Consider the following 26,675-nt stretch of genomic DNA (forward strand, 5'->3'; position numbering starts at 1 on the left):
ATGTGGGGAGCTCCTTTATCAGCCCGGAGTAAAAAGCTGCTGCTGCTCGGCAGCGGTGAACTGGGTAAGGAAGTCATTATCGAAGCTCAGCGCCTTGGCGTAGAGACCGTAGCTGTGGATCGTTATGAAGCGGCACCCGCGATGGGCGTGGCCCACCGCTCTTATGTACTGGACATGCTGGATGCAGAGGCACTCAAGCAGCTTATCCGTACTGAGAAGCCGGATTTGATTGTACCGGAGATTGAAGCCATTGCTACAGGGGCGCTGGTGGAGCTGGAGGAAGAAGGATTCCTCGTTGTTCCTACCGCCCGTGCTGCTCGGCTGACCATGGACCGCGAAGGCATCCGCCGTCTGGCGGCAGAAGAGCTGGGCCTGCCTACAGCGGCCTACCGGTTCGCTGACAGCCTGGATGAACTTCGCCAGGCCGTGTCAGAGCTGGGAACGCCTTGTGTGATTAAGCCGATCATGAGCTCATCAGGCAAAGGCCAGAGCGTGTGCAGAACACCAGAGGATGCGGAAGGCTGCTGGAATACGGCGCTTGAAGGCGCACGTGCGAAGGGGACACGCGTCATCGTGGAGGCTTTTGTTACCTTTGAGAGCGAGATTACACTGCTTACCGTCCGTTCGGTTAGCGGAACCGTGTTTTGTCCGCCGATCGGCCACATTCAGCAGGATGGCGATTATGTAGAGTCCTGGCAGCCGCATCAGATGAGCGGGGCGCAGCTGGAAGAGGCTGAGGCTATCGCACGGAAGGTTACCGATCAGCTTGGCGGTTATGGAATTTTTGGTGTGGAGCTGTTTCTCACCGCGGATGGGGTTCTGTTCAGTGAAGTTTCCCCCCGGCCGCATGACACAGGTATGGTTACAATGATTACGCAGGACTTGTCGGAATTTGCTCTGCATGTCAGAGCCATTCTTGGATTTCCGCTGGAAGCGGTACGTTTGTTGACACCGGGAGCTTCGGCCACCCTGAAGACGGATGGAGCCGGACAAGCTTTTGCGGTGACTGGGATTGAAGAGGCGCTGGCCCTTCCCCGCACGCAGGTCCGGGTATTCGGCAAGCCGGAGATCCGCCCAGGACGGCGGATGGCAGTAACACTCAGTTCAGCGGAAGATATTGAAATCGCGCGGATGACGGCCAAGCAGGCTGCGTCTAAGCTACAAGTGGAGGTATACAAGGATGAACAGTAGTACTCAGGAGCAGGTACTGCAAATTCGCAAATGCGGCATGAATGATCTGGAAAGAGTGACAGCCCTTTTGCGTGAATTCGGCTATCCGACAACGCTTAGCGTGATGAAAGAGAGAATGGAAGGCATGGAGCATGATCCGTTCCACTGCACACTGGTCGCAGAGCTCAATAACGAAGTTGTGGGAATGATCGGTTTACGGCAGGTGAAGTCCTACTACAAGCATGCCGATTGTATTACGGAGATTACCGCGCTGATTGTATCAGAGGAGCTTAGAGGACAAGGCCTTGGCAAAAGACTCGTAGCTGCAGCGGAAGAATGGGCACGCCATCAGGGCTGCTGCCAGCTGTTCCTGCGGAGCGGCAACCGTGTGGAACGTGCACCTGCACATGCGTTTTACCGCCATATCGGCTTTGAAAAGACAACAGGCTACCGCTTCAATAAAGCCCTGCTATAATCCTATACGTGTAACCGAACATCCCCATCCCGGCGTAATCGGGATGGTTTTTTTTTGGAGATAGCGTGACAACCCCGCCACTGCTGGTCTGGAATGCTCCCCGCTCCGCCTTTTCCCCGAGGTCGCCCCAGGAATTTAGTGGGAAAAGAGCATCTATTTCGCCCGAAATCCCCCTATCTAGAACAGCAGTTGGAAAAAGTACATCTATTCGTCGGTAACCCCAGCGTTATGAGCAAATCCGCAGAAATAAATGTCATTTATCCACTTAAAATAGCCTAATTGGTTAAAATAATCAGATTAAGTGTACGAAATCCACTTGTTGATTGGGCAGCGGCCGGAGGGCCAAATGTTCACCGCAGCGACGACCAAGCTTTGAGTTCTAGTCTTGAGTAAATTGCTCCTTCTATTTAAACATAGATTGGACCATTTGAATCAGCTATTATAGTTCTGTGAACCTCCATATCCTATGCCGAAGAGGGATGAAGCATGTACAAATTAATACTCGCCGAAGACGAGGAAGATGTAAGAGAAGGCATTATTGCCCAGATTGACTGGGAGCAGTACGGCTTCGAGGTCGTTGAGCAGGCCGAGAACGGGCGGGAGGCGGCGGATGCGATCGACCGGCTGCTGCCGGATGTGGTCGTTACCGATATCCAGATGCCTTTTATGAACGGGTTGCAGCTCGCAGAATGGATACGCAGCCGCCATCCGAATACGAAGATTATCATTCTGACCGGCTATGATGAATTCGAATACGCCCAGAAGGCGATCAAGCTGCAGATTGATGAATATATCCTGAAGCCCTTCTCGTCCCGGGAGCTGATTGATGTTCTGCTTAAGGTTCGCGCGACGATCGAGACCGAGATCGCCGAGAAGGAGAATGTGTTCGTGCTGAGCGAGCATTACCGCAAGAGCCTGCCGCTTCTGCGCGAGCAGTTCCTCTCTACCCTGGTGTCCCGCCGTCTGCGTTCCGCAGAGATCGCTGAGAAAAGCACAGAGTACGGCATCCCCCTCACCGGAGCATTGTTCCAGTCCTCGGTGATCAGCATCGATTATATCCGTCCGGACCGTTCCCCCGGACTTCAGGAAGGGCGGCCCGTATCCCTGCGGGATACCGGGGACCGTAATCTCCAGCTCTATGCTGTGCTGAATATCGCGGAGGAGATCTGCCAGAAGCATGGCTTCGGCAAGGTATTCATCCACCGGGATGATGTTGTGCTGCTCTCGGTCAGCCAGAGCCCCGAGGAGAGTGACATCACCGCCAGAACCTTCGGCATTCTCGAAGAGATCTGCCAGAATGTCCAGCGCTTCCTGAAGCTGACGGTAACCGCCGGGGCCGGAACCGTCTGCAAGGCACCGTCCATGCTGTTCCATTCCTTCGGGGATGCGCTGCAAGCGCTTGATTACCGGCTGATCCTCGGCAACAACAGGGTCATCTGGATTGAGGATGTGGAGTCCCGCTCCAGCCGGATGCTGGACTTTGATGAGCTGACTCAGCAGTCGCTGATCCGCACGATCAAGCTGGGCACCGTCCAGGAGCTGCGCGAAGTCGTGGACGAGCTATTCCGGGGATTGGATACGGAGCAGGTCTCGGCGCAGGATTATCAGATCTTCCTGCTGGAGATCATCACCTCCATTCTGCGGGTGGCGAAGGAATCCGGGAGCGGAACGAATGATTTTATCGGCCCCGGCCTGACCTCGCTAAGTGATATGAACAAATTTAACAACCTGGAAGAAGCCCGGCAGTGGATTATTACCGTATGTACCCGGCTGATGGATTCCATTGCATCGGGGCGCCAGTCAAGCTACAAGCAGCTCATCGACCAGGCTAAGGATTATATCCGCAGCCACTATGAAGAATCCGATATGTCCATCGGCAGGGTGTGCCAGCATCTGCATATCAGCACGGGCTATTTCAGCAGCATTTTCAAAAAAGAAATGAAGATGACCTTCGTCAGCTATCTGCTGCAAATCCGTCTGGAGGCCGCGAAGGAGCTGCTGCGTTCCACCGAGCTGAAGGCGTTCGAGATCGCCGAGCGGATCGGCTTTGCCGACCCGAATTATTTCAGCTTCTGCTTCCGCAAGAAATACGGACAATCCCCCAAAGAGTATAAGAACAGCGCGCGGGGAGAATAGCCATGAACAAGCCGAAGGGTTATTTCTTCCCGCTGCGGCCGGGGCCTGGCAAGAGCGGCAGGCTGCGCCTGTCCTCGAAGCTGCGGAGCATTCAGCTGATTATTACGCTGACGTTCATGGCGGTGACTGCGGCGGTGGCGGTAATCGTCAGTGTGATGCTGTACGGCAAGTTCGCCAACACGGCGGAGGAGAATGCCAATCTCAACATGCAGCAAATTATTGAACAGGTGAACTATAACCTGGAGCTGTACGTGAAGGGGATGGGCAGTATTTTTGCGACGGCCGAGAAGCAGATTACCTCTACCCCCTCCATCGATTCCCCGCTGCTCTATGAACGGATGGATACACTGATGAGCAGCCGCGAGGATCTGGTGTCTGTGGCTGTTTTTACCCCGCAGGGGCAGTATGTGGTTGGGACGCCGGGGCAGACGATGCGCATGAACACGGGGCTGGAGAGCCAGAGCTGGTTCACTACAGCCAAGCGTACCTCGGAGATCTCCTATTCCGCCCCGCATATCCAGAATCTGTTCAAGGGCAGGTATACCTGGGTGGTCTCCATCTCGAAGCTGATTCAGTACAGAGAGAACGGGGAGCTGAGAACCGGTGTACTGCTGCTGGACTTCAACTTTAGAACGATTGACGAACTCAGCAAGCAGGTCAAGCTGGGCAAAAGAGGCTACGCCTACATCCTCGATCCGCTCGGCAATATCGTCTACCACCCGCAGCAGCAGCTCATCTACGCCGGGCTGAAGTATGAGAATGTGGAGCCGGTGCTGGAATACGCCTACCGCAGCTACCTGGACGAATCAACCGGGGAGAAGCGGTTTATTACCGTACGCACGCTGGCGCAGACCGGCTGGAAGATTGTCGGGGTGGCCTATTACGATGAGATTGTCACCACCAAGCGGGATCTCAATCAGTTCCTGGCGTGGTTTCTTGGTGTTGTGCTCGTCTGTGTTATTGCGGTGTCGGTCTTCCTGTCCTGGCTGATTGCCAGCCCCATCCGCAAGCTGGAGCGTACCGTGAAGCAGGTGGCGGAGGGGGATCTGAATACGCCTATTAATGTCAGCGGAGCCTATGAGGTAGAGCAGCTGTCGAGGCGCTTCAACATGATGCTCCAGCGTATCCGCCAGCTGATGGAGCAGATCATTTATGAGCAGGAGACGAAGCGCAAGGGCGAGCTTGAGGTGCTGCAATCGCAGATCAACCCGCATTTTCTGTACAATACGCTGAATTCGGTGATCCGGCTGGCCGAACGCGGCAAAACAGATGAAGTCGTCACCATGATCCAGTCGCTCTCGAGATTCTTCCGCATCAGCCTCAGCAAAGGCAAGAATATTATCACCATCCAGGAAGAGCTGGACCATATCCGCCATTACCTGGTGATTCAGAGCTTCCGCTTCAAGAATAAATTCCGCTATGAGATTACTGCGCAGGAGGAGGTCCTGGAGTGCCAGACCATCAAGCTGATTCTGCAGCCAATCGTGGAGAATGCGCTCTATCACGGGATCGAAATGCTGCCGGACGAGGGGCTGATCTCGATCACCGCCGGGCTTCAGGACGGGCTAATTATCATCAGGGTCAGCGACAACGGCCTTGGGATGTCCAAGGAGACGGTGAACGGCATTCTAAGCGGAAGTGTCAAAAGCACCAGCGGATCAGGGGTCGGCGTCAGGAATGTGCATGAACGGATTGGCCTGTATTACGGGCGGGAGTACGGGCTTGCTTTTGAGAGTGAGCTGGAAGAGGGGACGGTTGTTACGATTGTGTTCCCGGCCCTACCGGCGGGAGAGGCTATGGATGAGCAGAAGGAGGAGACGAACCTGTGAAAAGCCTGCGTGTATGGCTCACCGTGCTGCTGTGCGGAGTGCTGTGGATCTCTGTTTCCTCTTGCTTCAATGCCTCTCCAGCTTACATCAACACCAGCAAGACGCGGAATATCCACCTGATTGTCAAGATGAACAAAGGGGATTACTGGAACACCCTGAAGCTCGGAGCAGAGGCTGCGGCAAAAGAATTCAATGTCAATCTGACCTTTAAGGCGCCGGCTTCAGAGAGTGATATTGAGGAACAGGTCGTCATGGTGGAGGAGTCCATTAAGGAGAAGGCAGATGTAATTATTCTCGCGGCCAGCAGCTATATGGGACTGGCTCAGGTTGTGGACCAGGCGGCATACTCCAGGATTCCGGTGATCTCAGTCGATGCGGAGGTCGGCTCGGCCAAGGTTCGGGCTTACGTGGGTTCAAACGGCTACGAGGCCGGACAGAAGTCCGCCGAGCGGCTGATTGAGCTGCTGGGGGGCTACGGCGAGATCGGGATCATTAACTTCACCAATTCGTCGCTTACCCCGGACTCCGGCAAGACTGGCAGTATCGACTATGGTGCACGGGATGCCGATGAGCGGGAAAAGGGTTTTCTGAACTACGCCGCCCGCTTCCCTAACGTTAAGGTCGTACCGATTGCCTACACCTCCTCCAGTACCTCCGATGCCGAGAATCTGACCCGGGAGATGCTGAACAAGTATCCCGAGCTCCGCGGTATTGCCACCCTGAATGAGATTGCTTCACAGGGCGCGGCCAGGGTGATTCAGGGCCTGAAGAGGGATAGTGTGAAAATGATTGCTTTTGACAGCTCGCCCTCCATGATGGAATCGCTTCAGGATGGCACTGTGCAGGCGACCGTAATCCAGAATCCGTTCAGCAACGGGTATCTGGCAGTGAAATATGCGGTGGAGGCACTCGAAGGCATGGATATTCCCGAACGCGTGGACACCGGCACCAAGCTTATCGATCTGGAGAATATGCTGTGGCCGGAGAATCAGAAGCTGCTGTTCCCGTTTGTAAGATAGCAGAATTTTCATGAAACTGAGTAGGATTTTATATTCGCAACCGTTTTCACGTAGGGCATAATAAGGATGTACCCGGGACACACCGGGTTCATCCAAATAAAGAAATATCCTCAGGAGGTCAATTAGACATGAAAAAAATCACTTCCGTTTTACTTGCCAGTGCATTGCTGGGCGCGGCTCTCGCAGGCTGCGGCGGCAACAATAACAAGGCGGCTGACGCTGCTAACACAGGAACTGCGGCTAACACGGCGAATTCCGGTTCAGCTGAGACACCAAAGGTCGGCGTAGCGATCTACAAATTCGACGATACATTCATGACGGGTGTCCGCAACGCCATCGATGCTGCTGCCAAGGGCATTGCCACAGTTGATATCGTAGACAGCCAGAATTCCCAGCCCACACAGAATGATAAGGTGGATCTGTTCATCACCAAGAAATATAACGGCATGCTGATCAACCCGGTAGACCGCACAGCTGCTGGCGTCATCATCGATAAGGCCAAGACAGCGAACATTCCGGTGGTCTTCCTGAACCGTGAGCCGCTGCCAGAAGATATGAAGAAATGGGATAAGGTCTACTATGTAGGCGCTAAGGCTGAAGAGTCCGGCACCATGTCCGGCCAGCTGATCGTGGATTACTGGAAGGCACACCCTGAAGCGGACAAGAACGGCGACGGTGTGCTGCAATATGTCATGCTGAAGGGCGAACCGGGACACCAGGATGCCGAGCTGCGCACCACGTACTCCATCCAGGCGATTGAAGATGCGGGCATTAAGGTAGAGAAGCTAGCTGAAGATACCGCGATGTGGGACCGTGTAAAAGGCCAAGAGAAAATGGCAGCCTTCCTCGGCTCCCACGGTGACAAGATTGAAGCCGTACTCGCCAACAACGATGACATGGCACTCGGCGCCATCGAAGCTCTGAAGGCTCAAGGCTACTTCAGCGGCGACAAATACATGCCGGTTGTAGGCGTGGATGCGACAGCTCCTGCGGTTCAGGCTTTGCAGGACGGAACGATGCTCGGTACCGTACTGAACGATGCCAACAACCAAGGTAAAGCAGCGATCACCCTGGCCGCTCTGCTGGCCAAAGGCGAAACACCAACCAAAGAGAACGTAGGCTTCGACATCACAGACAACCAGTTCGTATGGATCTCCTATAAAAAGATTACCAAAGATAACGTAGCAGACGCGCAATAATCCGTTAACAGGTGCAAGGCTACAGATACGTATCATAGATACCAGTCCCGGAGGGCGCTGCAATGCGCACTCCGGAATTCCTTACGGGTAGGGAGCAGGATGGAACCGCTGTGCCTCTCATGGAAAAAGACAAAAAGCGTAGGGGGCGTAACAACATGGCAAATACGGAATTTTTGCTGGAAATGAACGGTATTACCAAAGAATTTCCCGGCGTGAAGGCGCTGGATGGCGTTAGTATTAAGGTTCGTCCGGGCTCGGTTCATGCGCTTATGGGCGAGAACGGGGCAGGCAAGTCTACTCTGATGAAATGTCTCTTTGGAATCTATTCACCGGATGCCGGTGAGATCTTCCTGGATGGCCAGAAGGCCTCCATCACAAGTTCGAGCGAAGCACTGAAGCACGGCATCTCGATGATCCATCAGGAGCTGCACCCTGTACCTTTCCGCAGCGTGATGGAGAACATCTGGCTGGGTCGTTTTCCAACCAAGGGCATCGGGCCTCTTCAGTTCATTGACCACAAAAAAATGTTCACCGACACCGAAAATTTATTTAAAGATCTGGATATCGACCTGAATCCCGAAACGCTGGTGGGCAAGCTGTCTGTATCCAAGATCCAATCCATCGAAATCGCGAAGGCGGTCTCTTTTCACTCGCGCGTTATTGTCATGGATGAACCAACCTCGTCCTTAACGAGCGTGGAAGTGGAGCATCTGTTCCGGATCATCCGGGACCTGCAAAAAAGAGGCGTAGCCATTATCTATATCTCTCACAAAATGGAAGAAATCCTGGAGATCTCCGATGAAGTGACGATTATGCGTGACGGTAAAAAGATCGGCACCTGGCCCTCGGCCGAGCTGACTACGGATCTGATTATCTCCAAGATGGTCGGGCGTGATCTGACGAACCGTTTCCCGGAGCGCACCAATGTTCCAGGCAAGGTGTTCATGAAGGTAGACGGCCTGACCTCACCGGAGCCCAGATCCTTCAAGGATGTCTCCTTCGAGCTAAGACGCGGGGAGATTCTGGGGGTCGGCGGTCTGGTCGGCGCGCAGCGAACCGAGGTTATTGAAGCGTTGTTCGGACTGCGCGCGGTGAAATCCGGCTCCATCTCGATTGACGGCAAGAAGGTGAAGATCAACTCTCCGCAGGATGCGAAGAAGCACGGGCTGGCCTTGTTGACCGAGGAGCGCCGCGTGACAGGGATTTTCCCGGTGCTGTCTGTGCATGAGAATGGCGCCATCGCCAACCTCGACCGCTACAAGACGCCTTATCTGCTGCTGAACGGCCGCAAGAAGAAGGTTGAAGTCGATAAAATGATTGAAAAGCTGCGCACCAAGACGCCAACGACCAAGACGCAGATTATGAATCTCTCCGGCGGGAATCAGCAGAAGGTGCTGCTGGCCAGATGGCTGCTCACTGAGCCTGAGGTGCTGCTGCTCGATGAGCCGACACGCGGGATTGACGTCGGTGCGAAGTTCGAGATCTACACCATCATTGCCGACCTGGCGAAGCAGGGGAAGAGCATCATCATGATCTCCTCGGAAATGCCCGAGCTGCTGGGGATGTCTGACCGAGTCATGGTGATGTCGGAAGGACGGCTGACAGGAATATTAGAAGGTGTGCAGGCTACGGAAACCGAAGTGATGCGTCTCGCCGCACAGCATTAATCAGGAGCTACAGCTCACAGGACGGCGAAGGCAATAGAGTTGCTGCAAGGCTGAAGAAGCTCAGCAACGAATGCTTAAACTTCGCGTAACAATTAAGGAGGAACACAATTATGACTATTAAAAGAGGGCAGTCCTTCGTGACTCAAAACGCAATCTACATCGTGCTGGTACTGCTGATTATGGGGATTATCATATACGAGCCAAGCTTCATGTCCATTAACACCTTGCGGGATGTACTGATCCAGTCCTCCACACGCGTTATTATTGCGCTCGGGGTAGCCTTTATCCTGATCACCGCCGGGACCGACTTGTCGGCAGGCCGGGTGGTCGGCTTCACTGCGGTGATCTCAGCTTCCATGCTGCAGATACCCGACTACTCCCGCCGCTTCTTCCCTGATCTGCCGCAGGTGCAGGTCTGGCTGCCGATTCTGATCGCCATTGTGGCTGGTCTGCTCTGCGGTCTCATCAACGGGATTATCGTCTCCAAGCTGAACGTTCCGCCGTTTATTGCCACTCTGGGTACGATGCTGATCGTATATGGCCTGAACTCCCTGTACTTTGACATGGACCCTAACCAATCCCAGCCCATCGGCGGTCTGCGCCAGGACTTCACCAACATCGGCTCCGGCTTCATCGGCAGCGGCCAATATTCCATCCCGTACATCGTACTCATAGCCCTCGGAGTCGCGGCGATCGTCTGGGTACTGTTCAACAAAACCAAGCTGGGCAAAAACATGTACGCCATCGGCGGCAACATGCAGGCAGCCAAGGTATCCGGGATCAACGTCTCCAAGAACCTGATCTACATCTACGCCATCGCTGGTGCCCTCTACGGTCTGGCCGGTGTGCTTGAAGCTGCAAGAACAGGCGGCGCTACCAACAACTACGGGAACATGTACGAGCTTGACGCCATCGCAGCCTGCGTCGTCGGCGGCGTATCCACCACCGGCGGGATCGGTACCGTGCCCGGCGTCCTGGTCGGCGTTATCATCTTCACCCTGATCAACTACGGCCTGACCTTCATCGGCATCAGCCCGTACTACCAGCTGATCATCAAAGGCCTGATTATCATCGCTGCGGTGTCGTTTGATATGCGGAAATATTCGTCGAAAAAGTAGCGTTCGGTTCGGTAATGATCCGTACCTGCGGGGATTTTGGACTTCCGGCCGCTGTTGTCTCCCAATTTCCTGATTTAAACCGCGAATCGCGGTAGAAATCGGGAGACTGTTGATGCTTCCGAAGCGAGCTTTCCTGCGGAAAGCTTTCAGGCGGACGCTATCGCTCCTCCAGTTCCAAAATCCCCTCCGGTACTCCTATCACCTCACCAAGGGTGGAGTAGGCAGGCCAAAGAGCGTTTGCGGTACCCACGCAAACGTTTTTTGGCTTACCCGGATTTGTCACAGCGTTGCTCCAAATCATGAGAATACATGTGCCTGCGGTGGTGAGTATTGGACCTCAAGATGCTACTGCTCCTTCAGTTCCAAACTCCCTCCCGCTACTACATCTCAACCCAATGTGAATTGTTGTAATAAATGCAACTCCGGCGGGCTGGAACAGGGGGACTCGGGGGGATTGCTGCACGAATTACAACATTTTTTCTTTTAAGTGGGGTGTGGGCGGGCAAATGCTGCATTTTATACAACAATGTTAGTTTAAAGTCGATGTAGGGAGCCGAATGTTGCATTTTAGGCAGGATTTCGCAGCTAACAGTAACTAATTAATGGTTTTTATTCTGTTCCATAGGCGTAGAGGGTGGAGGGTAGGCTGTAGTTGGCAGGTAGTTAGAGTAAGGTAGCAGGGAATAAGCGGTAGGCTGCAGAAGGAAAGCAGTTAGCAGTGAGGTAGCAGTGAGGTAGCAGTGAGGTAGCAGGCAACGGTTAGGTACGGCACGTATGCAAACTAACTTATTTATCCGGTCCGCTGAATAGAGTTTTATGCTTTTATCATTTATAGATTGTTATTAAACCTTTGCCCGCCCGGCAGAAGGATTATTCTCATTCTTCAAGGGCAGGCGAAGCAGCCCTTGTATCCCCGGTACACACCCTCCGAAAGGGTGTGTTTGTGTTGCCCTTAAGGTTTACCAACAGAAAGGCAGCAGTAACGGAGGGGATTTTGGAACTGGAGCGGCAGCGTCCGCCTTTAGGTTTGGATTTCTACCGCGAACAGCGGTCCAAATCAGGAAATCCAAACCTAACAGCGGCCGGAAGTCCAAAACTCACCGCAGTTACGACATCGCCTTTCTGTTTCATTAACGTTTTATAAACGCTCTATTATCGCCCAAGCACAGACACACCCTTTCCCCCTCACGTTCATATTCTATAGGCAAAAGCCTTTGTAAAGGAGAACGACAGCATGCTGAGGATTAAGCTGAACGAGCTGGGAAAAGGGAATGACAACGGTCTGATTCACACAGAGGTATGGCGGTGGGACGGCATCGGCTGGAATGAGTGTATTCCGCAGCAGGAGGAGGATTTCATCCGGGCGGAAGAGGAGCTGTTCGTGACGATCCCGGCAGAGGCGGGCTTATACCGTGTAGACTACTCCAAAAAGCCGCTGGAAGCGCTCATTGTGCTCCCGGATGACGGCGGAGGCCTGCGGGCAGAGCTGCTGCATCCGGCTCCTTTTAAACTCAAGGACGGGACGCTGTGGGGATATATCAACAACGAGGGACGGATTGGGATTGAGCCGAGATATGACTATGCGGAGGAGTTTCAGGAGAATGGCCTGGCGGTGGTGCAGCGGGGGAATGTCAGCGGGCTGATTGACAGCTCCGGGCGGGAGCGGGTCAAACCGGTCTATTCTTTTATTGGTCCTTTTTCCGAGGGGCGGGCCGTGGTGTCGGATGCGAAGGGCTACACTTTCATTGATGAAAAAGGCAAAGAAGTGACGTCCGCGCGCTATGACTATCTGAATTCGCTGCACGAAGGCCGGGCGCTGTTCTCCAAGCAGAATACTACCGGGGGGATCTCACTCTATGGCTACCTGGATGCCCAAGGCAAAGAGGTATTGCCAGCTGTCTATCTGGACGCCGGGGATTTCTCGAACGGGACTGCACTGGTCAAAGTAGCCGAAGGGGAATATGCGCTGATTGATGTTCATGGCGGGGTGCTGCATACGTACAAACATCCTTTTGTCGGGTATCCGGGGGATGGACTGCTGGCCTTTCAGGCGACGGAGGATGGAAAATACGGTTATCTCCACACGGACGGCACGATTGCCATCCAGCCGCAGTATACGGCAGCTCTGCCGTTCTCGGAGGGCCGGGCGGTGATTAACACAGCTGCGGATTACGGCAACGCCTACGGTCTAATCGATAAGCAGGGTAAAATGATTATTCCCGCCGTCTATTATGAGGTGCAGCAGCTGGGAGAGAACCGTGTGGCGCTGGGGACCCCGCTGTATGCGGATCAGCCCTACAGAGGCTCCAGCTATGTTATAGCCGATGCGCTGACCGGAAGAATTCTCAGCACCCATCCGCTGCTGGGTGTGAACAATTATCAGCAGGGACTCGCGTCGGTGTACGATGCCAAGGATACGTATTTTATTGATACCAGCGGGAAAAAAGCTGCCCAGCCCCCGGTCATTCCTGGCTCAGGGTCACTGTCCTTCAGCGGCAGCCTGATCCGTGCGGATATTGATCTGCGCACCTCCTATTATGACCGTAAAGGCAAGCAGGTCTGGCGTCAAAACGGGGTCATACCGCTCAGACCGCCATACTCTGTGCTGGAGAAGAAATATAAGCCGAACCGGGATTATCTGGTCTATTATCCGGTAGTGGAAGGGATCGCGGTTGCAGAGGTCTCGAGGGCGGTAAATGACAAGCTGCGCATTCTGTCGCTCCCATACGGGGCGGGGACGGGGGGAGGCACGCAGGATTTCAGCTATACGGGGGATTTCGCCGTCTCCTTCTTCCGCAAGAATCTGCTGGTGCTGGAGCTTAGCGGTTATCATTTTCCGTTCGGCGCTGCGCACGGCATGCCCACCCGGATCTATGAGCATATCAATCTGCGCACCGGTAAATTCTACACGCTCAGTGACCTGTTCAAGCCCGGAAGCAAATATGTGCAGAAGCTCAGTGAGATTGTCGGCAAGCAGATTAAGAATGATCCGCAGTATTCCTATGTTTTCCCTGACACGTATAAAGGCATTACAGCGGATCAGCCCTTTTATGTGGATGCGGAGGCACTATACCTGTATTTTGCCCCTTATGAGATTGCTCCTTATTCGGCAGGATTTCCAACCTTCCGCATTCCCTATGCAGAGATTATGGGCCTGATCTCAACCGAAGGGGAGTTCTGGCAGTCTTTTCATTAAAATAAGCGATAGAAGCGCCGATATAAAAGAGTAGAACCAACAGCCGTCCTGAAAAGGACGGCAATGCTGTTTCATTTGCCGCTGCTGGTGGGGACAAGCCTCTCTATCTATAAAATTACAGAATTTAGAAGCGCACAGCTGATAGTTTTGTGTTACAATGACGTAGGAACAGATTACAACTTTGTAACATTTGTAGACCGACACCCCTGGCAGCACGATATACCACAACGAAGATTAAGGAGATGGCAGAATGAAAAGCAAGACTTTGAGAAAAGTGATAGGTGGAAGCGTAGCCGCTGTTATGGCGCTTGGCATTTCTCTTCCATTACAAGCAAAAGCAGCAGCAGCCGGAGCCCCTGCGGCAGCCGGATCAGATATGAATTTCGCACAGCTCATGGAATATTTCACACAGAACAATTCGAAGACTTTCGTACTGGGTGGCAATACGTACACTGTCACTAAAACCTTTGTATACACAACGCCAGCAGCAGCACAGCCGGCAGCTCCGGTTAAGCCGATTGCCACAGCAGCACCAGTGGCTACAGCAGCACCGGCAGCCACTGCTAAGCCAGCACCGGCACCCGTTGCCACTGCAAAACCTGTGGTAACCCCGGCTCCGGCACCATCTGCAGTTCCTGCGGTGGGTACTAACGCCTCCAGCTACACACAGCAAGTAGTTGCACTGGTGAACAAAGAGCGCGCTGCAGCTGGACTAGCCCCTGTCTCCGCACTGGACAGCCTGAACAAAGTGGCAGCGGCGAAGGCTGCGGACATGCGTTCGAACAACTATTTCTCACACACATCTCCGACCTACGGATCACCTTTCGATATGATGTCGGCCTTTGGTATTACCTATAAGGCAGCCGGCGAGAATATCGCTATGGGCCAGAAGACCCCTCAGGAAGTTATGACCGCGTGGATGAATAGCCCGGGTCATAAGGCTAACATCCTGAGCGCGAATTTCAACTATATTGGTGTTGGCTTCGATAATAACTACTGGGTCCAGGAATTCATCGGTAAATAAGTCAAGTATTTTAACTTAAAGTAACTTTAACTCCGCCCTCCGGCATTGCCGGGGGGCGTTTTTATGGTTTAGCACAAAGGATGAATCTTATGCTGCCAATGAAGTTCAGCCCAAGTGGCTAAAAGTAATATTGCTCTTGCACGATCAGCGTAGCGCCATCGTGCCGCACGCAGTACGCGGTCTTGCACGATCAGCGCAGCGCTATCGTGCCGCCCTACTGCTTTCACCGTTTAGGTGAAGCGGCGGAGGGGATTTTGGAACTGTAGGAGCGAATGCGTCCGCCTTTGTCTTTGGATTTCTACCGCGAGGAGCGGTTTGAATCAGGAAATCCAAAGACAACAGCGGCCGTAAGTCCAAAATCACCGCAGCCGCGCCGCCACCTAAACTCACTCCTTCGTTTGCAAATTCTCCAAAGAAGAATTATGTTTATCTACATAGTTAATAATGCTGTGAATAATGGACTAAGCAGAAGAGTACGGCAGATGGAGGGATAGCATTGAAGGATTCCAAATGGACCTGGAGGACAGTGAGCCTGGTGTCCATCCTGGCAACTTTACTTTTGATTACAGGATTTGTGTATGCAGTGGGCGATATCATGAACCCGAAGGGGGAGCAATTCCTCTCCTCCCTTCCGCAGGAGACGGCGGCACCGACAGCCGCGGCAAGTGACGAATACAAGATCCTGGCGCTTGGCGATTCTCTGGCCAAAGGGACTGGCGACAACTCCGGGCAGGGCTTTGTTAAGCGGACCGTGGATGCCTTGTCGGCCAATGGGGGAAAGGCAGAGCTGCTGGGCAATATGGGCATTAACGGCCTGACCACAGCTGCCTTGCAGAGCAAGCTTCAGGAGGAAGGCGTGCAGTACGCGCTGCGTCAGGCGAATGTGATCCTGATCTCCATCGGCGGGAACGATCTGTTCCGGGGCTCGGATATTATGGGCACAGGCGGGAGCAGCGGACAAGCAGCCGCCACTGTGAAGCCTTCGGAGCAAGCGGCACCTCAGAGCACAGAAGCCCCTGCGAATAACAAGGTAGAAGGCACGGCGCCGGTTCCAACCGCATCTGCCGGCGATCTGACTCCGGAATCGCTCCTCTCTGCTCTGCCAGGGGCCGCTAAACGGCTGGGCAGCATACTGGATACCGTTGCAGAAGTGAATCCGCAGGCTCAGGTCTATTACATCGGTCTTTATAATCCCTTCGGAGATATCGAGGGGCTGCTAATTCCGGGTAATCAGGCGGTAACGGCGTGGAATAATGCGGCGATGGATATGATCAACAGACATCAGAACATGACGCTGGTCCCGACCTTTGATCTGTTTGACCGCCATTTGGCGAAATATCTGTCGAACGATCATTTTCACCCGAACGGGGACGGTTATCAGCGGATGAGCGAGCGGATTGTACAAGCCGTTCGTTGATCAGAGGATTTTTGGAACAGAAATGACTGTGGCAAGGAGCTGTATAAGATGGCGAGAACTATTCATGAGGCACCGGGGGAAGAAGTTGTCCTGTCCGCCCGGGGAGTCCGCAAAAAAATCGGCCGCAAATGGATTATAGATGATGTCACGTTTGATGTGAAAAAAGGCGAGATCTTCGGCTTTCTGGGTCCGAACGGAGCCGGCAAAACCACAACTATCCGCATGCTGGTGGACTTGATCCGCCCGAGCGAAGGGACGATTACTGTCTGCGGCTACAATGTGAACCGGAATCCGGAAAAAGCGCTGCAATACGTCGGTTCCATCGTCGAGAATCCCGAGGTCTACACGTATCTGACCGGTTGGGAGAACCTGCAGCACTTTGCCCGCATGCAGCCCGGAGTAGACGCGCAGCGGATTACCGAGGTTGTTGAAATCGTGCGGCTCGATCAGCGCATTCAAGATAAAGTCAGCACGTATTCGCTCGGGATGCGCCAGCGGCTCGGTATTGCCCAAGCTCTGCTCGGCCGACCCCGGCTGCTAATTCTTGATGAGCCTACCAACGGCCTGGACCCCAAAGGGATCAAGGAGCTGCGTGAATTCATCCGTAAGCTGGCAGACGAAGGGCTGGCGGTCTTTGTGTCCAGTCATCTGCTGAGCGAAATTCAGCTGCTGTGCGACCGGGTAGCCATTATCAGCAAAGGGCGCGTACTCGCTGTAGGTGCTGTAGACGAATTGGTTGCCCGTAACTCACCGTATGTCCTGTGGGAGCTGGAGCCGCTTCAGCGGGCAAGAGACATCATGGCCGGGCGGCCGGATATCGCGCTGCTTCATCTGGACGAGGTTACCCTGGATGACTCGGTCATCGCAGGCATGGGTGTGAATTCCCTGGTTACGGCAATGGATGAGGAGCTGATCCCGGAGATTGTTGCCGTTCTGGTTGCACAAGAGGTGGAAGTCCGGGCTGTGCATAAAATTAACCCTACACTGGAACAGCTATTCTTGAAGCTAACGGAAGGTGAAGCCATTGATTAACCTGCTGCCGCTCATCCGAAATGAGTGCCTGAAGATAATTAAAAAGAAGCGATTCTATATCATCCTGCTTATCCTGCTTGTGCTGGTGCCAATGTTTACCTATGCGCAAATGCGCATAGCGGAGCGCAGCCGTGACAAATTTAACTCTGACTGGAGGCTGGAGATCCAGCAGCAGATTACCGACAATCAGAACTCGCTCGGCAGCGACCGGATTCCGGAGGAATGGAAGTCGTACCGGCGGATTTTTCTCCAGCAATTGCAGTATTATCTGGATCATGATGTGAATCCGAAGGAGCCGAGCGGAGTAACGTTCACCCGGGAGTTTGTCAATAATTCCGTCTCCCTGTTCATTCCGCTGCTGATCATGGCGGTTGCTTCCGACCTGGTCTCCGGTGAGCGGACGACAGGAACGATCAAGATGCTGCTGACCCGCCCGGTCCGGCGCTGGAAGGTGCTGTTCAGCAAAATGGCAGCGCTGCTGATGTTCGTCTCGCTGATTGTGCTGTCGGTATTCGTGATCAGCTATCTGGTCTCGGGGCTGGCTTTTGGCTATAAGGGGTTCAATGTTCCCGTCTTCACAGGCTTCCAGCTCAGCGGCGACACTGTGGATATGTCGAAGGTTCATGCGGTGGAGCAGTGGAAGTATCTGCTGATGCAGGGCGGGCTGATCTGGTATGTCAGCATCGTAGTGGCCCTGCTGGCCTTCATGGTGTCGGTGCTGGTCCGGAGTACGGCTGCGAGCATTGTCGTGATGATGGCGGCACTGATTGCCGGAACGATCCTGACGAATATGGCTTCAGCCTGGACGGCGGCCAAATATTTATTTATGGTCAACATGGAGCTGACGACTTATTTAGCGGGCACTCCTGCGCCGATTGAGGGCATGACACTGGGCTTTTCGATGGCGGTTCTGGGCATTTGGGGGCTTGCGGCCGTAATCATTTCATTCGCCGTCTTTACGAAACGGGATATTTTGAATTAGAATGTACAAAGTGAACGAAAACGTTTGTTTGCATTTTAGAGAGAATTTTAGAGAGACAGGAAGACAAGTGAAGGAGGAGCATGAATGCTCGAACAGATCGATATGTTTGCAAAAGTCTCTAAGAACGGCGAAGCAGGCCGGACTGGATACGATGCTGACGACATTCAGGTGCTCGAAGGTCTGGTTGCGGTCCGCAAACGGCCCGGCATGTATATTGGCAGTACGAGTTCCTCGGGTCTGCACCATTTAGTATGGGAAATAGTGGATAATGCCGTAGATGAGCATTTGGCGAAGTTTTGCTCGAAAATTGATATCACCCTCCGCAAAGACGGATCGGTGACCGTGATTGACAACGGACGCGGAATACCAACCGGAATGCACAAGACAGGCGTCCCAACACCGCAGGTGGTATTCACCATTCTGCACGCGGGCGGTAAATTCGGCGGTTCCGGCTACAAGAAATCAGGCGGACTGCACGGTGTCGGGGCTTCGGTAACCAATGCGTTGTCCGAGTGGCTGGAAGTAGAGATCTACCGGGAAGGCAAAATTCACCGCCAGCGCTTTGAATACTGGGTCGACAAGAACGGCAAAGAGCATGTCGGTGAGCCTGTAACCGGTCTTGAGATACTGGGAAATACGAATAAAACCGGTTCGAAGATTACCTTCAAGCCGGATATTCGCGTCTTCTCCGCAGGCATTGCGCTGAGTTATGATACGCTGGCTGAACGGGTACAGGAGATTGCCTTCCTGAACTCCGGCCTGCGGATCGTCCTGAGCGATGAGCGCAGCGGGCGTCAGGACGAATTCTTCTACGAAGGCGGCGCCAGCCAGTTCGTGCAATTCCTGAACGAAGGCAAGGACGTCCTGCACGATGTGATCCATTTCAGCTCCGAGAAGGACGAGATCGAGGTGGAAATCGCGCTGCAGTATAATGCGGGGTATACGGAGACGATCGCTTCTTTTGTCAACTCCATTCCTACCCGCAGCGGGGGAACACACGAGACAGGCTTTAAGACGGCCTATACCCGTGTGCTCAATGATTATGCCCGCCGGACGCAGCTGCTTAAGGAGAAGGACAAGAATCTGGAAGGAAACGATCTGCGCGAGGGCATGATGGCGGTCATTAGCATCAAGATGTCGGATGTGGAATTTGTCGGACAGACGAAGGATCAGCTCGGAAGCGCATCTGCCCGCAGTGCGGTGGACTTCATTGTCTCCGAGCGGATGGCGCGGTTCCTGGAAGAGAACCCTCAAGTCGCACAGAGTCTGCTGAAGAAGTCGATTCAGGCCTCCAAGGCCCGTGAAGCGGCCCGCAAAGCCCGGGATGAGATCCGCAGCGGCAAGAAGCGCAGTGAGAGCTCGAACCTGGGCGGCAAGCTGTCGCCTGCACAGTCCAAGGACGTTACACGTACCGAGATCTTCATCGTAGAGGGCGATTCGGCCGGAGGCTCCGCGAAGCAGGGCCGGGATTCCAAGATTCAGGCCATTCTGCCGCTGAAGGGCAAGCCGATGAACCCCGAGAAGGCCAAGCTGCTGGATATCCTGAAGAATGACGAATACAAGGCGATCATTTCGGCAATCGGTGCGGGAATCGGGCCTGATTTTGCCGTAGAGGACAGCAATTATTCCAAAATCATCATTATGACCGATGCCGATACGGACGGAGCACATATTCAGGTGCTGCTGCTGACCTTCTTCTACCGCTACATGAAGCCTCTAATCGATGCCGGCAAGGTCTATATCGCCCAGCCGCCGCTGTATAAGCTGACACGCAAATCGGGCAAGCTGGAGACGGTCCGTTATGCCTGGAGCGATGAGGAATTGCAGAATTATCTGAAGGAATTCGGGAAGAATTTCGAGCTGCAGCGGTACAAGGGACTGGGTGAGATGAACCCGGACCAGCTGTGGGAGACTACGATGAATCCCGATTCGCGTACGCTGCTTCAGGTGCAGATCGAGGATGCCGCCAAGGCGGAACGCCGCGTCTCCACGCTGATGGGTGATAAAGTCGATCCGCGTAAGCGCTGGATTGTCGAGAACGTCGACTTCACGGAGATCGTGGAGTAGGAGTAAGAGAGTAGTGGGAAGTGACGATACCTTCCGCGTTTTTAATTTTTTGATGATCGGTTTACGCGATAGCGGCGGTTTTCTCAATGGGTTTGGAACTGAAATTGTGAAATTATAGAAGGGGAAGTAACGGAGGGGATTTTGGAACTGCAGGAGCGATAGCGACCGCCTTTGTCTCCGGATTTCTACCGCGATCAGCGGTTTGAAATCAAGAAATCTGGAGACAACAGCGGCCGAAAGTCCAAAACTCACCGCAGTTACGGTCATCCCTTCTATACGGATTACGATTTTGTTCAAATGAATTGAGAAGTTCAGGCGTGCAGCGGTCAGATCATCAATCTTTAAAAAAGCGGACAGAATGAGGAACAGAAGGTGAAGAGGATATGAGCAGTTTATCAGAGCAGTTTTTGCCGGCTTTTCTGGAAGAGGTCGTCGGTGACCGGTTTGGCCGGTATTCCAAATATATCATTCAGGACCGGGCGATCCCCGATGTACGCGACGGGCTGAAGCCCGTGCAGCGCCGGATTCTGTATGCCATGTACGATTCTGGCAATACGCCGGATAAGCCATACCGCAAGTCAGCTAAAACCGTCGGTGATGTTATGGGGAACTACCATCCTCACGGGGACTCTTCGATCTACGACGGGATGGTGCGGATGGCACAGCCGTGGAAGATGGGGCATGTACTGGTCGACGGACATGGCAACTGGGGTTCCATGGATGATGACCCGGCAGCGGCAATGCGTTATACAGAAGCACGTCTGTCTCCGATTGCCATGGAGATGATGCGCGATATTGAGAAGCGCACCGTTCTGTTCAAGGACAACTTCGATAATACGGCCAAGGAGCCGGTGGTGGTTCCCTCCCGTTATCCGAACCTGCTGGTGAACGGGACGAGCGGGATCTCGGCCGGATTCGCCACAGAGATACCGCCGCATAACCTGCGGGAAGTAATCGATGCCTGTATCGCTGTTATGCAGAAGCCGGACATTGCCCTCGAGGATATTATGACCTTCATCAAGGGGCCGGATTTCCCGACCGGTGGAACCATTATGGGCGGAGACGGCATTATGGATGCTTACCGCAGCGGTAAAGGCCGTATCTATCTGCGTTCCAAGACGGAGATTGAGAACCTGCGCGGCGGGAAGCAGCAGATCGTGATTACCGAGGTGCCTTTCCAGATCGTGAAATCACGTCTGGTAACCTCCATGGAGAACATCCGTCTGGAGAAAAAAATTGAAGGGATCGCCGAGGTCCGCGATGAGAGCGGCCGTGAGGGCCTGCGCATCGTGGTGGAGCTGAAGAAGGAGGCAGATGCACAAGGCGTCTTAGCCTACCTGCTCAAAAAAACCGACCTGCAAGTCACCTACAACTTCAACATGGTTGCCATTGTTAATAAGGCTCCGCAGCAGCTCGGGCTTAAAGCGATCCTTGAAGCTTACATTGCCCACCAGCGTGAAGTGGTCACCCATCGTACCCGGTTCGACCTGGAACGGGCGGAGGACCGTGCCCATGTCCTGGAGGGACTGGTCAAGGCGCTGAACATTCTGGATGAAGTGATCGCCGCCATCAAGGCTTCGAAGAACCGTCAGGATGCCCAGAATAATCTGGTCTGGATGTTCGGCTTCAGCGAACGGCAGGCGGATTCCATCCTTACCTTGCAGCTCTACCGGCTCACTAATCTGGAGATTCACTCCCTTCAGAAGGAGCTGGATGAGATGCTGGCCCGGATTGCTGTGCTCCAGGGGATTCTGGACAGCGACAAGAAGCTGATCGCAGTCATCCGCAAGGAGCTGCTGGAGATTCGTGATAAATACGGGATGGACCGCCGTTCCCTGATTCAGGGCGAGGTGGAGGAGCTTAAGGTCAACATGGAGGTTCTGGTCAATGCGGAGGATGTACTGGTTGCACTCTCTGCGGACGGCTATATCAAGCGGACCGGCATGCTGTCCTTCACCCGCTCGGGCGGGGAGCGCCACTCTTCAGGGGTTAAGGATGGCGATCATATCGTCAAGCTGCTGGATCTGAATACCCGGGAGAGCCTGCTCGTCTTCACCCGCAAGGGCCAATACTTCCTGCTTCCCGTGCATCAGATTCCAGAGTTCAAATGGAAAGAGCCGGGGACGGCCATCGTCAACGTCATCGGACTGAATAAGGGAGACAGTGTCGTCAGTGTGCTGCCGGTCACCAATCTGGAGGACCCGCTGGCCAGTCTGGTCTTCATCACCCGCAAGGGCCAGGTGAAGCGTACCGAGCTCAAGGAGTACTCTACAAGCCGTTCTGGAGCCGTTGCCGCCTGTAAGGTGGCTGAAGGTGATGAGATCATTACAGTGGCGCAGAGCAGGGGTGACAAGGACATCGTGCTGATTACACGTGAGGGGATGAGCATCCGTTTCCGTGAGAATGAAGTGAATCCTATGGGCCGGGTAGCCACAGGTGTAAGGGGAATTCAGCTCCGTGAAGGAGATGAGGTCGTCTCCTGCTTCTGGGTCAGTGAGGATGAAGGCGAGATTCTGGCTATATCCGACATCGGTTATGCCAAGCGCTCTCTGCTGGTGGATTATCCTTCCCAGAGCCGGGGAGGCAAAGGGATGCCAACCTTCGAGTTCAAGGAAGGCAAGCGTGTCCGCCCGAACGGCAGCAGGCTGGCTGGCGCATTCTATTGCAAGGAGCCGCTGGAGCTGACCGCCATCACCCAGAGCGGTGCGGTACATTCCTTCTCTTCCGAGTCGGCACCGATTGCTGAGCGCCGTTCTACAGGCAAGCAGCTGGTTGCCGTTGAGAAGAAGGACGAGATCGCAATTCTTTTTCAGGCCGTCAGGTAAAAATATAATACCGCATGGAATGGCGCGGGCAGCTCAGGAGTAACGGGCTGCCCGCGTTTTTAGTTTCTTAGGAACTGGGGGCTGCTGCGCTGAGGGATGGGCTCCATGCTCCACAGCCAGTGACATTTATAGAGAAATCCTGCAAGAAGTGCAACAATCCTGCCCCACAGAAGCGGTCTATGGTGAAAACCTGCAACAAATGCAACAAATTCAGCGCTAACTTGCCCTAAACACCGAATTTTGTGCAAATAATGCAACATTGCTACAGCAATCCATGCGGACTGGGAGGCCGTTATTTCAGACGTTTAGGCTATTCTGCACGCTCGGCGGACTGAGGTGCTCTTAACTAACTTATTTGCTCTTGTTTTCGGCTCCTCCAGACCCAATAACGGCCACTCAGTCCGCAATCAGCAGAATAGGTGTCTTTTTGGCAATATAAGAGACTCCCAGTCCGGCAATCACCCAAATTATTTAATTCATGCACCCAAAAACCGCGAAGCCTTGCTGCTGTGGTTTTTGGGTGTTCGCAGTCGGATACTTTCAATATTCTTTTATTGCCTTCCTATAGACTCGTATATAAAAGATATGAATCTGTCTATGGGAAAAATCTCATAGATTGTCTGGGGCAAGCAGGTGCGCCTATGGATACAGTTACATCTACAGAAGCAGATGCACCTACGCGAGTGGTTAAAACTGCGGCTGTGAACGGGACAGCCTCTGCTGTGAACGATATTAGCGGCCATTGGGCGGAGCCGCAAATGAGCGAATGGCCAAGATGGAAGTTTCCAGCCTGATGAGGCTATCTCAGGGTTTTCCAAATAGGATGCGTTGCAGAGCATGATTCTGCTTGTTAATGGGAAGAATGAGCTACCGTCCTTTAAAAGGACGGCAAAGCCGTTTCCACTTCATACCTAGAAGATGTGAAAATAACCGGTTCCCCTGACGCTCTCTTAGTTTGCCGCCACCTTTTTTCCCTAAATACTAAATATCTTTACCAAGCAGGCCGGACATGGCTGTAAGCGGAGGAATTCATCGGTTTTCTTACGCAGGTGGGAGTCTGGAACAGGTTCAGATCAGATTTTATTTTTCTGCCTTGAAGGATTTGGAATTTTTCTGGCGAAAAAGTAAATATACCGGATAGAGATCCGCAGGAAAGGAAGGAATAAGTGTGCACTCCACTGAATTCAGTAAAATCTGGCATAAGATATTAAAGGACTATAAGCTACATATGGACAGCAAGCTTGCCCCTACACTGACTGATGCCCAGCTAACCGTACTGGAATTGCTGCAGGAGCGTGATGCGATGAAGCCTTCTGATTTGGCCCCTCATCTGGCGACCAGCCCGGCGGCCGTGACGATGCTGCTTGACCGGATGGAGAAGCATAATCTGATTGTCCGTGAACGTGATGCCTCGGACCGCAGAATTGTCTGGGTGAGTATTACCGAGACAGGCCAGCGGGAGACGCTGCGCGGTCTGAAGGTCCGCAGTGACTTTTTTGCTGAAGCGCTGGACCCCATTTCCTCCCATAACCAGCAGCTGCTGCTCTACCTCATGGGGAAGATGGCGGTTGCCCCGGCAGTGGATGACGCAGCTTCGGTACAGTCCGTATAAGCACCAACTGAGAATTTATATAGGATAACGCAAAAAAGCAGGCTGTCCGTTAAAGGAGAGCCTGCTTTTGAATTTGCGGAGTCCATAGATTCCAGGGATAGGAACGGGGAGGCAGGGAGAGCAGCTCGACTTCCTCTTTGGTCACCGGATGCGGGAACCGGGTGAGTGCAGACCATAAGGCAATCTGCTGTCCCGGTCTATTAACGGCCGCACCGTACTTCTGATCTCCATAGAGCGGACAGCCAATGTCGCTGAGCTGAACGCGGATCTGGTGGGAGCGGCCGGTCAGCAGGTCAATCCTCACCAGCGAATAGCCTTCTGCGGTGCCAATCACAGTATAATCAAGGATAGCTTGCTTGCCGCCCGGCGTTCCCTCCCGGACGGTCTGGACGGTATTGCTTTTAGGGTCCTTCAGCAGAGTATGCTCCAGCCGGGCTTCTGAGCCCGGAAGCTGACCATGCACCACCGTCAGATAGACCTTCTGGAAGGCATGGGTGCGGACACTCTCGGACAGCCGGGAGGCTGCCTTCGAGGTCTTAGCGAAGATCATCGCACCGCCTACAGGCCGGTCCAGCCGGTGAACCAGTCCCATGAAGACGTTGCCCGGCTTCGCGTAGCGTTCCTTCACATCTTCCTTCAGCAGGGTCAGCAGATCCGGGTCGCCTGTAGCATCCTCCTGAACGGGAATATTCACAGGCTTCACAATGCCGAGCAGATGGTTGTCCTCATATAAAATTTCGAACCGGGAGGGGCTGCTGCCGGATGCTCCTGCTGCGCCGTTATTCACTCCGGTCATGGCTTACGCCTCCCAGCGGCCAAGAATCCCGCAAGGCAAATTCATGCCGGAGGCTGTAATCGGCAAGCCGATCTCACCGGAATTCAGCTTGCCGCCATAGCGCTTGCCCATGGTCATCGACAGCATGTTGCGCAGTACGGTTGGCGAGATGCCGGTCGTGTAGGAGTTAATCAGCATGAATAACGGACGGTCGCTCATAATCTCCATGCAGCTCTCCAGGAACGGATAGAGACTGGATTCGAGCTTCCACATTTCACCGCCCGGCCCTCTTCCATAGGACGGCGGGTCCATAATAATGGCATCATATTTGCTGCCGCGGCGCTGTTCGCGCTGGACGAATTTGAATACATCATCGGTAATGAAGCGGAGCGGCTTGTCGGCAAGACCGGACAGCGCAACATTCTCCTTGGCCCATTGGACCATCCCTTTGGCCGCATCGACATGCACGACGGAGGCTCCGGCGCTTGCTGCCGCAACAGTGGCTCCGCCGGTATATGCGAACAGGTTGAGGACGGAGATCGGCCGGTTAGCCGCAGCGATCTTGTCCATCATCCAGCGCCAGTTGGCCGCCTGCTCCGGGAACAGCCCGGTGTGCTTGAAGTTCGTCGGGCGGAGGTGAAACTTCAGCTTGCCGTAACTGATTTTCCAGTCCTCCGGTATCGTCTTCTTCATCTCCCACTGCCCGCCTCCGGCTGAGCTGCGGTGATAATGCCCGTGTACATCCCGCCACTTGGCACTCTCGCTGGCCAGCGGCCAGATGATCTGCGGGTCCGGCCGGCGCAGGATAATATCGCCCCAGCGTTCGAGCTTCTCTCCGCCCCCGGTATCGATCACTTCATAGTCTTTCCAATCACTGGCTATATACATTATTAATCCATCCTTCAAAAAGTCATTTAGCCTTCATTGTACAACATTTAAGCCCGCAGCTACAAACAAAATGGTTGCAAAGCTGCGACTATTCCCAGTGTAGCCAACAAGCAGCAGGCGTATAATATTACCAGGAAACGCAGGGCAGATCCGTTTGAAACATAATCATTCGGTAAGCAGAGTGCTTGGTCCATCGAAAAGCAGGCGTTCTGGCGCTTCGTACAGGGATTGTGTATGATCTGAA

19 protein-coding genes are annotated in these 26,675 nt (G+C 53.7%); 17 read left to right on the forward strand and 2 right to left on the reverse strand.

The window, feature by feature from the left end; all coding sequences use genetic code 11:
• The 17 genes from purT (at position 1) to NST04_RS15930 (ending at position 24,768) form a co-directional block, all read left to right on the forward strand.
• Positions 1 to 1,191: a formate-dependent phosphoribosylglycinamide formyltransferase gene (gene purT, locus NST04_RS15850; RefSeq protein WP_341185014.1), complete on the forward strand. Its 1,191-nt coding sequence runs from the start codon at positions 1 to 3 to the stop codon at positions 1,189 to 1,191.
• Entirely contained in the window at positions 1,181 to 1,645 is a 465-nt protein-coding gene (locus NST04_RS15855) for a GNAT family N-acetyltransferase (protein ID WP_209993071.1), read from the forward strand. The genes purT and NST04_RS15855 overlap by 11 nt, the downstream gene beginning before the upstream one ends.
• A 486-nt stretch (positions 1,646 to 2,131) precedes the next feature.
• Positions 2,132 to 3,781: a response regulator gene (locus NST04_RS15860; protein WP_341185015.1), complete on the forward strand. Its 1,650-nt coding sequence runs from the start codon at positions 2,132 to 2,134 to the stop codon at positions 3,779 to 3,781.
• A 2-nt stretch (positions 3,782 to 3,783) separates the two neighbouring features.
• On the forward strand, positions 3,784 to 5,610 hold the full coding sequence (locus NST04_RS15865; RefSeq protein WP_341185016.1) for a sensor histidine kinase: 1,827 nt from the start codon (positions 3,784 to 3,786) through the stop codon (positions 5,608 to 5,610).
• A complete protein-coding gene (locus tag NST04_RS15870) occupies positions 5,607 to 6,629 on the forward strand; it encodes a substrate-binding domain-containing protein (protein WP_341185017.1) in 1,023 nt (340 codons plus the stop codon). Before NST04_RS15865 ends, NST04_RS15870 begins: the two co-directional genes overlap by 4 nt.
• A 128-nt stretch (positions 6,630 to 6,757) precedes the next feature.
• Positions 6,758 to 7,828 (forward strand): galactose ABC transporter substrate-binding protein, encoded by a 1,071-nt coding sequence (locus NST04_RS15875; RefSeq protein WP_036732933.1) that lies wholly within the window; start codon positions 6,758 to 6,760, stop codon positions 7,826 to 7,828.
• 155 nt (positions 7,829 to 7,983) lie between these two features.
• The gene (locus tag NST04_RS15880; protein ID WP_341185018.1) at positions 7,984 to 9,495 is read left to right on the forward strand and encodes a sugar ABC transporter ATP-binding protein; all 1,512 of its coding nucleotides are present in this window, start codon (positions 7,984 to 7,986) and stop codon (positions 9,493 to 9,495) included.
• A gap of 110 nt (positions 9,496 to 9,605) precedes the next feature.
• Entirely contained in the window at positions 9,606 to 10,613 is a 1,008-nt protein-coding gene (mglC, locus tag NST04_RS15885; RefSeq protein ID WP_341185019.1) for a galactose/methyl galactoside ABC transporter permease MglC, read from the forward strand.
• A 1,234-nt stretch (positions 10,614 to 11,847) separates the two neighbouring features.
• Positions 11,848 to 13,809 carry a WG repeat-containing protein gene (locus NST04_RS15890; protein ID WP_341185020.1) on the forward strand — a complete coding sequence of 654 codons (1,962 nt, stop codon included), beginning with the start codon at positions 11,848 to 11,850 and terminating at the stop codon, positions 13,807 to 13,809.
• Positions 13,810 to 14,059: 250 nt separating this feature from the next.
• Positions 14,060 to 14,833, forward strand: coding sequence for a CAP domain-containing protein (locus NST04_RS15895; protein ID WP_341185021.1), 774 nt, complete (start codon positions 14,060 to 14,062; stop codon positions 14,831 to 14,833).
• A gap of 496 nt (positions 14,834 to 15,329) precedes the next feature.
• Entirely contained in the window at positions 15,330 to 16,250 is a 921-nt protein-coding gene (locus NST04_RS15900) for a GDSL-type esterase/lipase family protein (RefSeq protein ID WP_341185022.1), read from the forward strand.
• Positions 16,251 to 16,298: 48 nt separating this feature from the next.
• Positions 16,299 to 17,282, forward strand: a complete 984-nt coding sequence (locus tag NST04_RS15905) for an ABC transporter ATP-binding protein (protein ID WP_341185023.1) — start codon at positions 16,299 to 16,301, stop codon at positions 17,280 to 17,282.
• Positions 17,275 to 18,264 (forward strand): ABC transporter permease, encoded by a 990-nt coding sequence (locus NST04_RS15910; RefSeq protein ID WP_341185260.1) that lies wholly within the window; start codon positions 17,275 to 17,277, stop codon positions 18,262 to 18,264. The genes NST04_RS15905 and NST04_RS15910 overlap by 8 nt, the downstream gene beginning before the upstream one ends.
• Positions 18,265 to 18,348: 84 nt before the next feature.
• A complete protein-coding gene (parE, locus tag NST04_RS15915) occupies positions 18,349 to 20,331 on the forward strand; it encodes a DNA topoisomerase IV subunit B (RefSeq protein WP_341185024.1) in 1,983 nt (660 codons plus the stop codon).
• Positions 20,332 to 20,714: 383 nt separating this feature from the next.
• A complete protein-coding gene (gyrA, locus tag NST04_RS15920; RefSeq protein ID WP_341185025.1) occupies positions 20,715 to 23,156 on the forward strand; it encodes a DNA gyrase subunit A in 2,442 nt (813 codons plus the stop codon).
• Positions 23,157 to 23,797: 641 nt separating this feature from the next.
• Positions 23,798 to 23,950: a hypothetical protein gene (locus NST04_RS15925; protein WP_341185026.1), complete on the forward strand. Its 153-nt coding sequence runs from the start codon at positions 23,798 to 23,800 to the stop codon at positions 23,948 to 23,950.
• Positions 23,951 to 24,324: 374 nt separating this feature from the next.
• Positions 24,325 to 24,768 carry a MarR family winged helix-turn-helix transcriptional regulator gene (locus NST04_RS15930; protein WP_036732955.1) on the forward strand — a complete coding sequence of 148 codons (444 nt, stop codon included), beginning with the start codon at positions 24,325 to 24,327 and terminating at the stop codon, positions 24,766 to 24,768.
• Positions 24,769 to 24,817: 49 nt separating this feature from the next.
• Here the strand turns inward: NST04_RS15930 and NST04_RS15935 are convergent, their stop codons facing one another.
• Together NST04_RS15935 and NST04_RS15940 are read right to left on the reverse strand one after the other, a co-directional pair.
• Entirely contained in the window at positions 24,818 to 25,564 is a 747-nt protein-coding gene (locus NST04_RS15935; protein ID WP_341185027.1) for an RluA family pseudouridine synthase, read from the reverse strand.
• A 3-nt stretch (positions 25,565 to 25,567) separates the two neighbouring features.
• Entirely contained in the window at positions 25,568 to 26,431 is an 864-nt protein-coding gene (locus NST04_RS15940) for a class I SAM-dependent methyltransferase (RefSeq protein WP_209869861.1), read from the reverse strand.
• Between the last annotated feature and the right edge of the window lie 244 nt (positions 26,432 to 26,675).

Origin of the sequence: Paenibacillus sp. FSL H7-0756 (assembly GCF_038006765.1) — a bacterium.
Lineage (GTDB): Bacteria > Bacillota > Bacilli > Paenibacillales > Paenibacillaceae > Paenibacillus_AQ.

What these genes read in the sequence shown, in the direction of transcription:
- purT (WP_341185014.1), top strand. Translation starts at nt 1, where the DNA reads ATGTGGGGAGCTCCTTTATCAGCCCGGAGTAAAAAGCTGCTGCTGCTC.
- NST04_RS15855 (WP_209993071.1), top strand. Translation starts at nt 1,181, where the DNA reads ATGAACAGTAGTACTCAGGAGCAGGTACTGCAAATTCGCAAATGCGGC.
- NST04_RS15860 (WP_341185015.1), top strand. Translation starts at nt 2,132, where the DNA reads ATGTACAAATTAATACTCGCCGAAGACGAGGAAGATGTAAGAGAAGGC.
- NST04_RS15865 (WP_341185016.1), top strand. Translation starts at nt 3,784, where the DNA reads ATGAACAAGCCGAAGGGTTATTTCTTCCCGCTGCGGCCGGGGCCTGGC.
- NST04_RS15875 (WP_036732933.1), top strand. Translation starts at nt 6,758, where the DNA reads ATGAAAAAAATCACTTCCGTTTTACTTGCCAGTGCATTGCTGGGCGCG.
- NST04_RS15880 (WP_341185018.1), top strand. Translation starts at nt 7,984, where the DNA reads ATGGCAAATACGGAATTTTTGCTGGAAATGAACGGTATTACCAAAGAA.
- mglC (WP_341185019.1), top strand. Translation starts at nt 9,606, where the DNA reads ATGACTATTAAAAGAGGGCAGTCCTTCGTGACTCAAAACGCAATCTAC.
- NST04_RS15890 (WP_341185020.1), top strand. Translation starts at nt 11,848, where the DNA reads ATGCTGAGGATTAAGCTGAACGAGCTGGGAAAAGGGAATGACAACGGT.
- NST04_RS15895 (WP_341185021.1), top strand. Translation starts at nt 14,060, where the DNA reads ATGAAAAGCAAGACTTTGAGAAAAGTGATAGGTGGAAGCGTAGCCGCT.
- NST04_RS15905 (WP_341185023.1), top strand. Translation starts at nt 16,299, where the DNA reads ATGGCGAGAACTATTCATGAGGCACCGGGGGAAGAAGTTGTCCTGTCC.
- parE (WP_341185024.1), top strand. Translation starts at nt 18,349, where the DNA reads ATGCTCGAACAGATCGATATGTTTGCAAAAGTCTCTAAGAACGGCGAA.
- gyrA (WP_341185025.1), top strand. Translation starts at nt 20,715, where the DNA reads ATGAGCAGTTTATCAGAGCAGTTTTTGCCGGCTTTTCTGGAAGAGGTC.
- NST04_RS15925 (WP_341185026.1), top strand. Translation starts at nt 23,798, where the DNA reads ATGGATACAGTTACATCTACAGAAGCAGATGCACCTACGCGAGTGGTT.
- NST04_RS15935 (WP_341185027.1), bottom strand. Translation starts at nt 25,564, where the DNA reads ATGACCGGAGTGAATAACGGCGCAGCAGGAGCATCCGGCAGCAGCCCC.
- NST04_RS15940 (WP_209869861.1), bottom strand. Translation starts at nt 26,431, where the DNA reads ATGTATATAGCCAGTGATTGGAAAGACTATGAAGTGATCGATACCGGG.